Below are 14,565 nucleotides of genomic sequence, written 5' to 3'. Positions count from 1 at the left end.
GTTTCAGGCTCTAAGGGTTTTCCTTGCCTCTGAGGCTGGGGTCATGAACTCACGTCTGATCAGCTCAATGACCCATGCCCACAGCATATGGCCGATTGTCTCGGACAGGATTTCCGCTCGCGGGAGATTCCACAGGGCGGGTGCCCAGTGCCCCAAAGGCAGCACCATGCCATGGAACACCACCGTGACGACCAGCCCGAAGGCAACACCCTGCCAGAGCGCAATGCGTGGCTCATAGCGCCAGATGACGCAATAGAGCAGCGCGAAAACGATGGAAAAGAGGTGATGCACGAGCAGGACACCGCCCTGCACCAGATGGTCCGAGTAGTGATAGACAAGGCCACGAACGTCGATGCCGAAATCACGTAGCATCTCGGCGGGTGGGCTGGGGCGGTCCGGCGTGCGGGGCGGCAGGGGAACTTCGGTTCCCCATTTGACGAAGCTGGACAGGTTGCCACCAATAAATCCTGCCCACAGAGCCTTGTTAAGGGAGGCCTTTTCGGTCTTGTTCCCGGTCAATTTGAATGTCCATCGATCTGTTGAGGTGAAGCTTCCCCACCTGTCTCGCAGGCAGGACGCTTCATACGATAGATTGTTGTGGCGCCAGAAACAGGACGGGAATTGCTGAAGGCCAGTTCATCAAGACGTGAGTCGGAAATATAGAGCCAGTCTTTCGCAATTGCGAAGCCATCGGCCCAGTCCAGAACCGCCGGGTTGCGATAGCTGAAGTCGATTTTGGGTGTCGTCGCTCCTTTGGGGAAACTCAGGGCATAAAGGCCGTGGTTCTCGATATCCCCCACCCATAGTCGCTGGCAGGAATCCATCTCGATACCGCCGCTCATGACCGATTGGCCAAGATACTCTACCCGTTTGTCCAGCTCCGCATCGGTGAGCTTAGCATTGCGCAGATCCGAGGTCGCGATGCGCCAGTAATGATGGTCGGTGAGCGGGCGATAATAGAGCCACTTGCGGTCGGGTGAGAGCGCGATGCCATCATCCTGTGTGACGGGGAGCGTCTTATCTTTCTTGCGCGCAAGCTCCCCATAGATGTGAAGATGCTGTTTGGGATCGGCGATCCCCGAGCGCGTATTGGCCAGAACCAGACGATAGGCCCCGGTATCGAGATCCATCACCACCAGCCCGCCACGCCCCCATTCATTGGTGATATAGGCAGTGCGTGTGCGCGTATCCACGCGCACATCGTTGAGTGAGTCAGCCGGAGTGATGTCGGGGCCGAAATGATAGATCTGGTAGAGTTGCCCGGTTTCGGCGTCGAATTCCGCCAGTTTGGGCGGCAGGGTTTTCTGGTCCACCGAAGGGAGCGATGAATCCAGCACCCACAGATGATTGCGGTCATCCACCCACAGGGCCGGTACAGAAACCCATACTTCCTTGTCCACCGGATGCGGGTCAAAGCGGTTCCAGCCCGCATCGGGAAATGGCTGGAGGGCGCCGGTCGCAGGGTCGATCCGCACGACACTCGCACTGTAGCGCTTCATGGTTGCCGGGGCAGAGGCATAGACGATGCCGGAATGCGAGACCCCAACCCCGATCATGTTGAAATCCTTCGGGAAGCGCTTGACGACCTCCAGCGCCGTCGTGCCGTCTTTCGGAGCGATGCGCTGTGTGGCCGCATCCGGCTTGGTTGTATCGGGTGCTGGTGCAGCCAGTGCGCGAGGTGCGGCAGAGAGGGCAAGCAGAGTGACTGCGCTCCCCCCGATCAGGAATCGATAAGGCGTTTTCATGACAGGCCGGCTCCCTGTGTGGCGACATCGAGTGTGAAGATCGTGTTTTCAGCGCACATGAACAAACGGTCGCGCTGGGTCCCGCCAAAGCACAGGTTGGAAACACTGCGCGGCAGGCGCAGGCGGCCGATCATCCTGCCTGCCGGGTTATAGACAAACACACCGCACAACCCGAGCGGGCCATTGGCCGCGACCCAGAGATTACCCAGCCGGTCTGCCTTGATACCATCCGGCATGAGCTTGTGACCACCAAGGGTCATATCGGCAAAGACGCGCTGGTTCGTGAGGGCCGGGACGCCATTCGTGCCGGGTTGAGTGCCCCCCGGTTTCTGCACGTCAAATGCGTAGATGTTGCGAAACCCGCCACCTTTGGGGCTGAGGGCGCCTTTTTCGCTGGAGACGATATAGAGCGTCTTCTGATCGGGAGAGAAGCATAGCCCGTTCGGCCCCGCGAGGGCGTCGCCATCGAGAAGCGAAGTAAGGTGACGCGTGTCGGGGTCGAGATGAAAGACATGGGTTGCCTGTGCATGCTCACCCCCTATCTGCTCTGTCGCTTCCAGATCCAGATTCCAGGTAAGATTGCCTTTTGCCGGCGTGGTCCCGTCGGGAGCATCCGGGTGCCCTTCCCATAATCTGTCGCCATAAGGCGGGTCGGTGAACCAGATCCCGCCCTCATGATCGACCACGATATCATTGGGTGAGTTGAGGCGTTTGCCGTTGAAGCTCTCCGCGAGCACTGTGCAGCGCCCGTCATGCTCCCAGCGGATCACCCGGCGCAACCCGTGCTCGCAGGTGATAAGCCGTCCTTCGCGATCGAACGTATTGCCGTTGGAGTGGTAGCTCTCCTTGCGGAACACCGTCATGCAGCGTTCTTCTGGCAGGTACCGGTACTGTGTGCTTCCCATGACATCGCTGGTGATAAGAAACCTGCCCTCGTTTGACCATGCAGGCCCTTCCAGCCAGAGCACCTTGCCTTTCCACGCCTGAACAAGCGGCGCGTTATCGAGGATCACCGCCGAGAAGGACGGATCGTAGGAAATGATATCGGGGTCGGGGGTAAAGGCGACGGGAGCTTCGGGGCCCCAGAGGCGCGGCGGTGTGCTGACAACACTCGGCGGAGACAGCGCCGTATCAGCTGGAACGTCATGGGCCGAGGCTTTCCGCCGCATCAGGGGGGCCACAAGCGCTGCGCCCAGCGCGGCGCTACCGATCCGTATCAGCCCACGCCGTGTTGGGGAAGGAGCCGAACCTGCCGGGCCTGGATCGTCGGCGCCGGAAAGCTTCTTTTCACGGGTAGCGACTTCTGGGGCGGGGGGTGTGGCAGGTAGCATGAGGCGTGTTCCTTTCGCAGGCTCGGTTCCATGGTCGCCGCGCAAAGCGACGGCAACGGGACGGGATCAGTCATTGAAGGCCGGGGGCGGGGTCAGGTTCCGGGCGGATCAACAAGGGTATCAGGTGGAAATGTGATGCTTGTGTTATAAATCACGCTAAATTAGTGATCAGGCTGTGGCCAGTCGCAATGAAGAATTGCCCGATTACTATTCGTGATCGATACGAGACCAGTGCTGTGCCTGAAGATCCGGCCTTTCTTCTTGTGAGGTCAGACATCATCATGGGGGCGCTCTGTTCTGACTGATACAGCACTTCCGCTCGGCGCCATTTGGCGCAGTCATTCTGCCGCACCGATGAAAGGGCTCGTAATTTGCTCCTGATCACTATTGCGCGTGTCCGATGATGCGCACGTGTTACGAACTGGCTGACAGATGGCGGATCTGTCATGGAGGGCGGGCTTACGGTCCGGTGTCAGCACCTCATGCTCAGCCGGGCTCGCTCATTGCAGGATGACCGGAATGGACAGTTTTCTCGCGCACCCTCTGGGGGCCATCATTGTATTCACGATTATCGTCGGCGTCGTCTCGACCCTGATCCTCGATCTCTACGCGCTCGTGCTCGACAAGGCTCTGGGTCTCCCCCAGACCAATTGGGGCGCGGTCGGCCACTGGCTACAGGGCATGAAGCAGGGGCGCTTCGTGTTCGAACCGACGGCAAGCGGGGTCTACACACCCGGTGAACACGGGCTTGGCTGGCTGTTTCATTACGTGGTGGGCTGTGCCTATGCCGCCATGCTGCCGGTTTTCTGGGGTGTGGCGTTCATCGCAGCACCCACATGGCTGCCGATCATCCTTATCGGCGTGGTCCTGTCCACCATTGCGGGCCTGACACTTATGGTACCGGGTATGGGAGGCGGTTTTCTCGGTCTCAAGACGCCCAACCCGGTGAAGCTTTACGGTCTCGTGCTGCTGGCCCATGCAGTCTTTGCCATCGGGCAATATGCGGCAGCGATAGGGTTTGCGTCCTGCTTTTGAGGGACACGTTCCCCCGGCCACGAGTGAGGGGCTGAATAAGGCCGGGATGCGGGGGTTTCCCCCGCATCCCGGTTCGGATCATACGCCTGCTGGCCGGTTCAGGCTGCCTGATCGCGGCGCGCGGATGTGACGCTCGTCGTCTCATGGGGAGGGGTCACGGTGCGACGCACCGCATCTCCCCAGCCGCGCAGCAATGTCAGGCGCAGGGCGCCGTCGATATCGGGCGTGAAAAGCCGCTCCTGCTCCCAGATGGTGCCGATTTCTTCCAGAGACTGCCAGACACCTGTGGCCAGGCCTGCCAGAAAGGCAGCGCCAAGAGCCGTTGTCTCCAGATCCACCGGGCGCTGCACGTCGGTATCGAGGATGTTCGCCAGAAACTGCGAGAACCAGTCATTGGCTGACATACCGCCATCGATACGCAATGTTTGGGCCTGCATGGCGCCGTCCTCACGCATGGCGTGTGCCAGATCGAAAGTCTGATAAGCGACCGATTCAAGCGCTGCACGGGCGATATGCGCCTCGGTCGAGCCCAGCGTGAGGCCACAGATCAGACCGCGTGCTTCCGGATCCCAATGGGGGGCACCCAGCCCGACAAAACCGGGCACCATGTATACCCCGTGGCTATCTGGCACACGCGTTGCCATGTCATCGGTCTGGGAGGCATGGGTGATGAGGTGCAACCCGTCACGCAACCATTTGATGGCAGCCCCGGCCACAAAGATGGAGCCTTCTAGCGCATAGGTGGTCTTGCCACCGATACGATAGCCGATTGTGGTCAGAAGCCGATGATGCGAGGTGACGGGCTTGTCACCCGTGTTGAGCAGCATGAAACAGCCTGTTCCATAGGTTGCCTTGGCCATGCCGGGTTTGAAGCAGGCCTGACCCACAAGCGCTGCGTGCTGATCGCCCGCCATGCCGCCGATGGGAATGGACTGGCCGAACAGGGCCGGATCGGTCATGCCCAGCTCACCGCTATTGTCGCAAAGAGCGGGCAGCAGGGCCTGAGGGACGTTGAACAGGGCCAGAAGCTCTTGGTCCCATTCCTGTGTGTGGATGTTGAACAGAGCCGTGCGGCTGGCATTGGTGACATCGGTGGCATGCACTTTGCCACCGGTCAGGCGCCACAGGAGGAAGCAGTCAATTGTGCCCATAGCGAGTTCGCCGGCCTCGGCCCGCGCCCGCAAGCCGGGAATATTGTCGAGCAGCCAGGTGATCTTGCTGGCAGAGAAATAGGGGTCGAGGAGCAGGCCGGTCTTGGCGCGCACCATTTCCTCCGCACCATCGCGTTTGAGCTCGGCGCAGAAGGCGGCTGTGCGCCGGTCCTGCCAGACGATGGCGCGATGCACCGGCTTGCCTGTGCTGCGCTCCCAAAGCACGACGGTCTCGCGCTGGCTGGTAATGCCTAGCCCGGCAATCCTGTCGATACCTCCGGATTGCTCGATGGCCTCGCGTGCCGTGTCGAGCGCATCGCGCCAGATATCCTCGACATCATGTTCGACCCAGCCGGGGCTGGGATAATGCTGGGTGAATTCACGCCGTGACAGAGCAAGAGAGCGCGCCTTGCTGTCAAACACGATGCTGCGTGTGGAGGTCGTGCCCTGATCGATGGCGAGGATATGGGTCTTGCGGGTCATGGTGATGGTCCTTGAAATACGCGTGGCATGTCGGTGCCGGTGCAGGCTGTCTTATGAAATCGGGTAGGGGTGGCCGATCGGATTGTTCCGGTCGGCCGGTGCCTCACAAGGCTGGATCTAATGGAGCGTCGTGGCCTCGTTGACCCGCGAGGCAAACACGGATGCCGGGGTAATGACGGGGGTGGTGGCAACGGGGTCGGGCAATGTCTGGGCTGCGCCTGTCGTCGCGCCTGGGTTGTAGTTCGGCATGAACGGGCGGAGCGTGAACTGATAGATGCCAGCACCCACCACGCCACCAACCAGCGGGCCTGCGATGGGAACCCACCAGTAATGCTGGGGTGCCGGAAAAGCGGAAGCTCCCCAGCCGGCAAAGAAGGCAAAGGTACGTGGGCCGAAATCACGTGCGGGGTTGATGGCCCAGGCATCGAGGAAGCCGGAGGAGGCACCGATGGCTGCAACGAGCAGACCGATGATGAGGGCACCCGAATTCGCCTGTGGGGCCTGGGTGTTATACTGGCAAGTGATGGCGAAGATGCCAAATACCAGCACGGCGGTCAGGACGATCTGCACCACAAAGGAATGCATGGCCGTCACGGCAAGGCCGGGATGGGTAAAGAACACCCCTGCGGCCCCGCCATCACCTGCACGGGTGAAGTGATGGGTCATGTTGTAGTGATCGATGACCGGATGGAAATTGAGATAGACGACCGCAGCCCCGGCAATACCGCCCAGCACCTGCGCGGTGCAGTAAGGCAGGACCTTTTTCCATGAAAAGCCACGATACAGGGCGAGAGCGAGGGTTACGGCGGGGTTGGCATGGGTGCCGCTTACAGCCCCGGTGGCATAGATGGCGATAGTGACGCCAAGCCCCCACACGATGGCCACGCCCCAATAGGCGTTCTGATACGGATTGGGATCATAAAGCACGATCATCGCCGCGACGCTGTCGCCGAAGATGATGATGATCAGCACGGCGATGAATTCGGAAATCAGTTCGCCGAGATAGCGTTTTCTTTCTGACATGAGAAAATTTCCGTCAGCCAGAGTGGGAGGGAGAGGCGGGAGGGAGATCAGGCCATTTCGTGGGCGGGGCCGGTCTCGACAGGCGGGGAATTCCGGCGCGATCGCCGGGCGATGTAATCCTCGAGAGCGCGTGTCTCGCGAGGGGAAAAACGAAGGCCGAGCTTCGAGCGACGCCAGAGAATATCCTCTGCGTTGCGCGCCCATTCATGGTCGATCAGATAATTGGCCTCGGCCTCATACAGATCGGCTCCAAGGCAGGCCCCCAGCGAGGGAAGGGCGCTGGCATCGGGTGTATGCCCGGCGGGAAGGGCATTTGCTTGTGTGCCCGTGCCGGGCTGGGTGGTGTGCGCTTCTGCGCCTTCTGTCATCAGTGTTTCGACCAGGGTGCCGTAATTGCGCACGAGCCGCGTTGCGGTATCCTGCGTCATTCCCGGCACATGCTTCATGAGCAGACGGACGCGGTTATTGAAATCTGCCCGCTTGAAATTGCCGCCGGGCAGGGCGGTATCGGCCGTCCATGACGTAACCGGCAGTCCGGGCAGATGGGGCGCGAGCTTTTCAAGAGCGTGCTCGGCGAGCTTGCGGTAGGTGGTGATCTTGCCGCCGAAAACGGACAGCACGGGGGCTGCGCTGTGATCGACATCGAGCACATAGTCGCGCGTCACGGCTGAGGCGCTGCCCGAATGGTCGTCATAGAGCGGACGTACGCCAGCATAGCTCCACACAACGTCATCCGGCGTGATGGCGCGTTTGAAATAGCGGTTCACGCTCTCGCAGAGATAGGTGATTTCCTCCTGTGAAATGGCTACGGCACCGGCGTCCTGTTCCCAGGGAATGTCGGTCGTGCCGATAAGGGTAAAATCCTTCTCATACGGGATGGCAAAGACGATGCGCCGGTCCGGGTTTTGCAGGATATAGGCCTGCTCGGTCTCGAACATGCGGGGCACGACAACGTGGCTGCCCTTGATGAGCCGCACATCATTCCTGCTCGGTACTGACAATCTGTCCTTGAGCAGTTCAGCCACCCAGGGGCCTGCGGCATTGATAAGGGCTCGGGCGCTGACCTGCCTTGTCTGACCGCTCGTCTCGTCACGAAGGGTGGCGATCCAGCGATCCGGGTGACGCTCGGCCCCGACCAGCTTTGTGCGGGTGCAGATTGTTGCGCCGCGTCGGGCGGCATCCATGGCATTGAGCACGACGAGCCGGCTGTCCTGCACCCAGCCATCGGAATATTCGAACCCCTTGCGGAATTCGTTGCGCAACACACGCCCTGCCGGGTCCTGCTGGAGCTTGAGCACGCGGGTTTTGGGCAGGGTCATGACGCGGCAGAGATTGTCGTAAAGGAAGAGCCCTGTGCGCAGCAGCCATGCCGGCCGCAGCATGGCTGAATGAGGCAGGATGAAACGCATGGGCCAGATGATGTGTGGCGCAATGCGAAGCAGGTTTTCACGTTCGTTGAGCGCCTCGCGCACCAGCCGAAATTCGTAATATTCGAGATAGCGCAGCCCGCCGTGTATCAGCTTTGTGCTGGCTGAAGATGTATGGCTTGCCAGATCATCCTTCTCGACCAGCAGCACGTTCAGGCCGCGCCCTGCGGCATCGCGCGCAATCCCTGCGCCATTGATGCCACCGCCCACGATCAGCAGGTCGTGCTCGATCGGGTCGGAACCCTCATTCGGGTGGTTGGGGGGGGGGCCGCTCATGGGGTGAGACCTTTCGAGGGGAACAAACTCGAAAGTCTTACTAGATCAAAAACGAAAGAAAGCGAACATTAAACGTTAACTATAACGCGTTTGTGTTATTTGTGTGCAAAATGTGGGTCATGCTATGTGAAGTCTAACATTCGCCGCTTCAAGCGCGGCAACGAATGGGGAAGAGGGCATACGATCCGTCACGAAGTCATCAATGCTGGAGAGATCGCCCACCCGCCCCACTGGGTTGCGTGTGAACTTGGTGTGGTCAGCCAGCAGAATCACACGTCTCGCATGGCGCATGATGGCGCGGGCGCATTGTATCTCATCGAGATCGAAATCAAGTAGCGTGCCATCTTCCTCAATGCCGCTGATGCCGATAACACCGAAATCGGCCCGGAAGCCCGACAGGGATTCCGTCGCGCCTGCGCCAACAATACCGCCATCCTGGGGGCGCACCAGTCCACCTGCCAGCACGGTGCGAAAATCGCGCTGGGGCGACAGGGCAACTGCAACATGCAGATTATTGGTGATGACGTGCAGGTCTTTATGGCTGGTCAGGGCCCGGGCAAACGCCTCTGTCGTGGTGCCGATATTGATGAAGAGCGAACTGCCATCGGGGATGAGCCGTGACGCACATTGCCCGATCGCCTCCTTGGCACGGGAGTGAAGGCTCTGGCGCTCGCCATAGGCGATGTTCTCGGTGGAGGAGGCAGGGCTTGCCCCGCCATGATAGCGCGCCACATGTCCCGCCTCGGACAGGGCATTGAGATCGCGCCGGATGGTCTGGACCGTGACCCCAAGACGCTGCGCCAGATTCTCATTGGACATGAAGCCATGGGCCTGGACCAGCGTCACGATCTGCCTGTGACGGGGCGAATTGAGGATATCCTGCATCATGAACCCCTGTCTGCCATGACGCGTTCTGTCATGCGATACCGATGCCGACAATCTCGCTTTTGAACCCGCGATCTGGCGCGCTCTTGTGACAGCCCTTTTGAAAGCCCATTTTCCTGCCATGGCGACAGCAACACGATCCACGATGGAAGCGATCCCCGAGCACCGGCTTATGGGGTTCAGGCCCGAACGACAGCCCGCAAAGGAAAAGCTGCGGCGTCTGGTCGTCAAATCCGAATACGAGCCCGCGGGCGACCAGCCCACCGCCATTGCGGAACTGACGCAGGGCGTGAATGATGGGGAGGTGGATCAGGTTCTGCTGGGTGTCACGGGGTCGGGCAAGACCTTCACCATGGCCAAGGTCATCGAGGCGACACAGAAGCCGACTCTGATTCTGGCGCCGAACAAGACACTGGCGGCGCAGCTCTACGGCGAAATGAAGCAGTTCTTTCCCGATAACGCGGTTGAATATTTCGTATCCTATTACGATTATTACCAGCCGGAGGCCTATGTGCCGCGCTCTGACACCTATATTGAAAAAGACAGTCAGATCAACGAGCAGATCGACCGTATGCGCCATGCTGCCACGCAGGCGCTGCTGGAGCGCAACGACGTTATCATCGTGGCCTCGGTTTCGTGCATCTACGGTATCGGCTCGGTCGAGACCTATTCGCGCATGGTGGTCAAGCTCGAGGCGGGCGGCAGCATTGATCGTGATCGACTGATCAAGGCGCTGGTCGAGTTGCAATACCGCCGCAACGACGCGGCTTTCGAGCGCGGGACATTCCGCGTGCGTGGCGAGCAGATCGATATCTTTCCGGTGCAGAACGAGGATCGCGCCTGGCGTGTCTCGCTTTTCGGCGATGAAATCGAGGCCATCACGGAGTTCGACCCGCTGACAGGTAACAAGACGGCCGATCTCACAGAGATAAGCGTCTATGCCAATTCACATTATGTGACACCACGCCCGACGCTCAATCAGGCCATGATCGGTATCAAGGCGGAACTGCGCCAGCGCCTAGATGAGCTCAATGCTGCTGGCAAGCTGCTGGAGGCTGAGCGCCTGCAACAGCGCACGATTTTCGATCTCGAGATGATCGAGACCACAGGGGCCTGCAAGGGCATTGAAAACTATTCCCGTTACCTCTCTGGTCGTGGCCCCGGCGATCCGCCACCCACCCTGTTCGAGTATCTCCCAGAGGATGCGCTGCTGATTGTCGATGAAAGCCACGTGACGGTGCCGCAGATCGGGGGCATGGCGCGGGGTGACCATGCGCGCAAATCCGTGCTTTCCGAATACGGTTTCCGACTGCCTTCCTGTCTCGACAACCGGCCCCTCAAATTCGAGGAGTGGCAGGCCTTGCGCCCGCAGAGCGTGTTCGTTTCCGCAACACCCGGCCCCTGGGAAATGGAACGGACCGCCGGCGTGTTTGCCGAGCAGATCATCCGTCCGACCGGGCTGATCGACCCTGTCACGATCGTGCGCCCTGTCGAAGGACAGGTGGATGATCTGCTGGCTGAAGCCCGCGACACCATCACGGCGGGAGGGCGTGTTCTCGTGACCACGCTCACCAAACGCATGGCCGAGGATCTGACAGAATATCTCGGCGAGGCCGGGATCAAGGTGCGCTATCTCCATTCTGATGTGGACACGCTCGAGCGCATCGAGATCATTCGTGATCTGCGTCTTGGCGCTTTTGACGTACTGGTTGGCATTAACCTGTTGCGTGAGGGGCTCGATATTCCTGAATGCGCGCTCGTTGCGATCCTTGACGCAGACAAGGAGGGTTTTCTGCGTAGCCGCACATCGCTGATCCAGACGATTGGCCGCGCGGCGCGTAACGTGGATGGCCGCGTTCTTCTCTATGCTGACAAGATGACGGGCTCGCTCGAATTCGCGATTGAGGAAACAGCGCGTCGTCGTGCCCGTCAGGTGGCATGGAACGAGGAACACGGAATCACACCGCAAACCGTGCGTTCGCGTATTGGCGATGCGCTATCGTCCGTGTTCGAGCAGGATTACGTGACGGTCGGACCTGATGAGGCCGGGGACACGCAGGAATTCGTGGGCAAGTCGCTTGCGGCTTCTATTCAGGATCTGGAAAAGCGTATGCGTGCTGCGGCGGCGGACCTCGATTTTGAGCAGGCCGCGCGCTTGCGAGATGAAATCAAGCGGCTTGAAGCGATCGATCTCGGGCTTGAGCCTCCCCCCTTGCCGAGTTCAACCGCAGGGCGTAGCGGGTTCAGGAGCAAGGACAAGACGCCACGACCGCTCGGCCCGGGCGGCGGGGGTTATGACCCCAACAAGAAGCGGGGCGGTGGCAGGAGAAAAGCAGGATGATCGAGTTGAAACTGGGCGAGGCCCATCTCGGATTACTCCCCGCTCTTGGTGGCAGTCTCGCCTTCTGGCGGCTACGCGGGCGCGATCTGCTGGTGCCGACCGCGGATCCGAACCTTGTCGCACAGAAAAACACGCCCGTTGCTGGCTATCCCTTGCTGCCCTTCTCCAATCGCATCGCGAATGGTGCATTCAGTTTCGAGGGCATCCCGTGCCAGCTGGCGCATAATTTTGTCAGTGAGCCCCATGCCATCCACGGCAATGGCTGGGAACGCAGCTGGGAAGTGGCCCAGCACGATGCCGAGCGGGCCATTCTCTATCTCGACCATGATCCCGCCAAGGGGGACGATGCGGCGCAATGGCCCTTTGCATATCGGGCTGTGCTCTCTTTCGTGCTGCATCGTGAAGAGCTGGATGTCGAAATCCTTCTCGCCAATCGCGATACGCGTGCACAGCCTGTCGGTATGGGATTTCACCCGTTCTTCGCGAGAAGTGACGACATGACATTACAATTCGGGGCGCGAGGGATGTGGCAGAATGGGCCGGACATGCTTCCCACCACTCTGCAGCCCTATGAGGGCACGGAGTTTTTCGACAAGGCGAAAGTCGTTGGGGCGACACGCCTTGATAACTGCTTTGCCGGGTGGGATGGCAAGGCAACGCTCGGTTACCCCTCGGCTGGCTATGATCTGACGATTGAGGCTGATGCGGCGTTCTCGCATCTGGTGGTCTTCACCGCGCCGGAAAAACCTTTCGTGGCGGTCGAGGCCGTGACGAACATGAACAACGCGATCAACCATCCCGAGATACTGGAAAACGGGCTGCATGTTCTCGCGCCGGCTGAGAGAATATCGGGTGTCATACGCTATCGCATCACCGAGCAGCGCAGCTGAATTTTCGTGTCCGACGCTTCCCGTATTGCCCTCAGCCAGTATCTTACCCCTCAGGGGGCCGCACGTATGCGTGAGGAATTACGGGAACTCATGCAGGTTGAGCGTCCACGCATTGTGGAGCTCGTCTCTTGGGCAGCGGGCAATGGCGATCGCTCTGAAAACGGTGATTATCTGTACGGCAAACGTCGGCTGCGTGAGATCGACCGCCGCGCCCGATTTCTGAGCAAGCGACTCGAGCATGCCATGATTGTCGATCCTGCCAGCCAGACAACGCGCGACCGTGTGTTCTTTGGGGCGAGCGTTGCCTATGCCGATGAGGACGATGTCAGACATGATGTGACTATCGTCGGCTGCGATGAGGCAGATCTGACCCGGCGGGAAATCTCGCTCGTATCGCCCGTCGCGCGTGCCCTGATGCGCGGCCGTGTGGGTGATGAAGTGAGCCTGCTGACCCCTAACGGGACGGTCACGCTGGAAATTCTGGAAATTGCCTATCCGCATTGAGGGGGAGCCGTAAGGTCCCGCGAGGCTTTCTATTTGCGCATGCTTGGCAGGGTGCACGCTCATGATATGGGTGTGGCGTGATGCAAACGGCCCCGCAGGGCAAAAGCCAGGGTTCGTACCTGGTTTGTGACGATGACATTCTGGTTTGCAGATACCGAAAGGACGAAGACGATGGCCCTACGCATAGCCGTACAGATGGATCCGCTTGAGCACGTCAATATCAATGGGGACTCCACCTTCGCCTTGATGCTCGAAGCCCAGAGACGTGGGCATGAACTCTTTGTTTATCCTGTGGACTCGCTGTGTCTCGGCGAAGGCGGGGCCGAGAAGACGCTGCATCATGGTCGGGTTTCTGCGCGGGCGCGTCCGGTCACGGTGCAGCGCGTGCAGGGGGGGCATGCGACCTTCGGCGCAGAGCAGCGTCTGGATCTGGGTGAGACCGATGTGGTGCTGATGCGTCAGGATCCGCCCTTCGATATGGGATATATCACCGCCACCCATATGCTCGAGCATGTCCACGGTGTTGGCCCCGGCAAGACGCTGGTCGTGAATGACCCGAAAGCCGTGCGAAACGCTCCCGAGAAGCTGCTGGTCACGCATTATCCCGATCTTATGCCCCCGACACTGGTCACATGGGACACTGAGGCGCTGGCCGAATTCCGGGCCCGCTATGGCGATGTGATTCTCAAACCGCTCTACGGTAATGGCGGGGCGGGTATTTTCCGTATCCGTGAAGGTGATGAGAATTTTGCGTCATTGCTGGAATTGCATTTCAGCCGCTCGCGTGAACCGCTCATGATCCAGCGTTATGAGCCGATGGTGCGCAAGGGGGACAAACGCATCATTCTGGTCGATGGCGAGCCGATCGGTGCGATCAACCGCGTTCCTGCTACAGGCGAGGCCCGCTCGAACATGCATGTGGGTGGTAGGGCGGAAGCCGTCGCCCTTACGGCGCGCGATCAGGAAATCTGCGCGCGTATCGGATCATATCTGCGTGAAAATGGGCTCATCTTCGTCGGGATCGACGTGATCGGCGATTGGCTGACCGAGATCAACGTGACCTCCCCGACGGGCCTGCAGGAACTGGACCGTTTCAACGACATGAACAGTGCCGGCCTGGTCTGGGATGCCATCGAAAAGCGCCTCTGCTGAGGCGTTTATTCAACTTGGCGTCTTGTTTTCGACATATGCGACAGAGCGGGGCGAAGGGTGTCAATCGGAATGCTTCGGGGCATTTTCCGGGATCGATGGGTCGGTATCAGAATTCTTGGCTTCAGCGCCCGTATATTTAAACGGCAGCGCGACCTTTGATACATCGAAGTCGGCAGGTGTCGGCGGGGTCGCACGTCCGTAGCGGTTATCGTACCACTCCCGAATATTGTGTCTGAACCGAACGATAAAAATCGACGCCCACAGTCCGATTGCCAGAATGAATAAACTAAGATCGAAGAGTGACATGCGGATCAGTTTCTTT

At 59.7% G+C, this 14,565-nt stretch carries 13 protein-coding genes; 5 read left to right on the top strand and 8 right to left on the bottom strand.

The genetic code is table 11. The annotated features are described in order from the left end of the window. Nucleotides 1-3: 3 nt before the first annotated feature. From P5689_RS02730 to P5689_RS02720, 3 genes are read right to left on the bottom strand one after another with little or no spacing between them, the layout of a single operon-like run. On the bottom strand, nucleotides 4-519 hold the full coding sequence (locus tag P5689_RS02730) for a DUF1440 domain-containing protein (RefSeq protein WP_285532011.1): 516 nt from the start codon (nucleotides 517-519) through the stop codon (nucleotides 4-6). Next, nucleotides 516-1,745 (bottom strand): L-dopachrome tautomerase-related protein, encoded by a 1,230-nt coding sequence (locus tag P5689_RS02725; RefSeq protein WP_285532010.1) that lies wholly within the window; start codon nucleotides 1,743-1,745, stop codon nucleotides 516-518. Before P5689_RS02725 ends, P5689_RS02730 begins: the two co-directional genes overlap by 4 nt. Beyond that, entirely contained in the window at nucleotides 1,742-3,076 is a 1,335-nt protein-coding gene (locus P5689_RS02720; protein ID WP_285532008.1) for an SMP-30/gluconolactonase/LRE family protein, read from the bottom strand. Before P5689_RS02720 ends, P5689_RS02725 begins: the two co-directional genes overlap by 4 nt. 519 nt (nucleotides 3,077-3,595) lie before the next feature. Here P5689_RS02720 and P5689_RS02715 point away from each other — a divergent pair. Next, the gene (locus P5689_RS02715; RefSeq protein ID WP_285532007.1) at nucleotides 3,596-4,111 is read left to right on the top strand and encodes a DUF2938 family protein; all 516 of its coding nucleotides are present in this window, start codon (nucleotides 3,596-3,598) and stop codon (nucleotides 4,109-4,111) included. Nucleotides 4,112-4,209: 98 nt separating this feature from the next. On the opposite strand, the gene glpK is transcribed toward P5689_RS02715, so the two are convergent. The 4 genes from glpK to P5689_RS02695 all read right to left on the bottom strand — a co-directional run bounded on the left by glpK (nucleotide 4,210) and on the right by P5689_RS02695 (nucleotide 9,356). Next, entirely contained in the window at nucleotides 4,210-5,745 is a 1,536-nt protein-coding gene (glpK, locus tag P5689_RS02710) for a glycerol kinase GlpK (RefSeq protein WP_285532006.1), read from the bottom strand. A gap of 117 nt (nucleotides 5,746-5,862) precedes the next feature. After that, nucleotides 5,863-6,768, bottom strand: a complete 906-nt coding sequence (locus tag P5689_RS02705) for an MIP/aquaporin family protein (protein ID WP_285532005.1) — start codon at nucleotides 6,766-6,768, stop codon at nucleotides 5,863-5,865. A 47-nt stretch (nucleotides 6,769-6,815) separates the two neighbouring features. Further along, nucleotides 6,816-8,471, bottom strand: coding sequence for a glycerol-3-phosphate dehydrogenase (gene glpD, locus P5689_RS02700; protein WP_285532004.1), 1,656 nt, complete (start codon nucleotides 8,469-8,471; stop codon nucleotides 6,816-6,818). Between the two features lie 117 nt (nucleotides 8,472-8,588). Further along, nucleotides 8,589-9,356 carry a DeoR/GlpR family DNA-binding transcription regulator gene (locus P5689_RS02695; RefSeq protein ID WP_285533803.1) on the bottom strand — a complete coding sequence of 256 codons (768 nt, stop codon included), beginning with the start codon at nucleotides 9,354-9,356 and terminating at the stop codon, nucleotides 8,589-8,591. Nucleotides 9,357-9,477: 121 nt separating this feature from the next. Here P5689_RS02695 and uvrB point away from each other — a divergent pair, with 121 nt between their 5' ends. The 4 genes from uvrB to gshB all read left to right on the top strand — a co-directional run bounded on the left by uvrB (nucleotide 9,478) and on the right by gshB (nucleotide 14,243). After that, complete coding sequence (uvrB, locus tag P5689_RS02690; RefSeq protein ID WP_023978472.1) at nucleotides 9,478-11,697, top strand: excinuclease ABC subunit UvrB; 2,220 nt, start codon at nucleotides 9,478-9,480, stop codon at nucleotides 11,695-11,697. Then, entirely contained in the window at nucleotides 11,694-12,587 is an 894-nt protein-coding gene (locus P5689_RS02685) for an aldose 1-epimerase (RefSeq protein ID WP_285532003.1), read from the top strand. Before uvrB ends, P5689_RS02685 begins: the two co-directional genes overlap by 4 nt. A gap of 6 nt (nucleotides 12,588-12,593) precedes the next feature. Further along, the gene (gene greB, locus P5689_RS02680; RefSeq protein ID WP_285532002.1) at nucleotides 12,594-13,091 is read left to right on the top strand and encodes a transcription elongation factor GreB; all 498 of its coding nucleotides are present in this window, start codon (nucleotides 12,594-12,596) and stop codon (nucleotides 13,089-13,091) included. A gap of 171 nt (nucleotides 13,092-13,262) precedes the next feature. Beyond that, nucleotides 13,263-14,243, top strand: a complete 981-nt coding sequence (gene gshB / locus P5689_RS02675) for a glutathione synthase (RefSeq protein WP_285532001.1) — start codon at nucleotides 13,263-13,265, stop codon at nucleotides 14,241-14,243. A gap of 60 nt (nucleotides 14,244-14,303) precedes the next feature. On the opposite strand, the gene P5689_RS02670 is transcribed toward gshB, so the two are convergent. Then, a complete protein-coding gene (locus P5689_RS02670) occupies nucleotides 14,304-14,549 on the bottom strand; it encodes a hypothetical protein (protein ID WP_285532000.1) in 246 nt (81 codons plus the stop codon). Nucleotides 14,550-14,565 lie beyond the last annotated feature (16 nt).

Source organism: Asaia sp. HumB (assembly GCF_030263835.1).
Taxonomy (GTDB): domain Bacteria; phylum Pseudomonadota; class Alphaproteobacteria; order Acetobacterales; family Acetobacteraceae; genus Asaia; species Asaia bogorensis.
Note: the sequence above shows the minus strand (reverse complement) of the source record. Positions and strands in the feature narration are given on the sequence as shown.